Genomic DNA, 494 nt, shown 5'->3' on the forward strand with positions numbered 1-494 from the left:
GACAGTGCCGGGGTTGCGGCCAATGCAAGCGACATTGCGACAAATGCTTCAGACATTGCAACGAACACATCCAATATCGCCACCAACACTTCGGATATTGCAACCAATACAACTGACATTGCTACGAACACAGCAGACATAGCAACAAATACTGCTGATATTGCGACCAATACAAGTGACATTGCCACGAACACATCTGACATTGCGACAAATGCCACGGACATCGCGAACCATATTGCTGCCGATGGCGACACGGATGCCAGTAACGAATACAACTCCTCATTGGGCCTAAACGGTACTGTACTGGAACTTGTCGACGGAGGAGGAACGTTGAGCGATGACCTGGATGCGGTCTTCGCCACCGATGCCGAGCTTTCGGCTGCCAGTGACGACGACATCACGGGCGCTTCACTGGATGCACCGAGCAACGTATTGACCATAAGCGAGGGCACCACGGACGTTACCGTTGACCTGAGCGACCTTGACGACAGTGC

Annotated in this window: 1 pseudogene; it reads left to right on the plus strand. The window is 52.6% G+C overall.

Annotated elements, in window-relative coordinates:
• A pseudogene (locus A7D14_RS20050) lies at window positions 1-494 on the plus strand (hypothetical protein); the annotation flags it as partial.

It is taken from the genome of Allomuricauda sp. CP2A (assembly GCF_001683915.1).
Taxonomy (GTDB): Bacteria; Bacteroidota; Bacteroidia; order Flavobacteriales; family Flavobacteriaceae; genus Flagellimonas.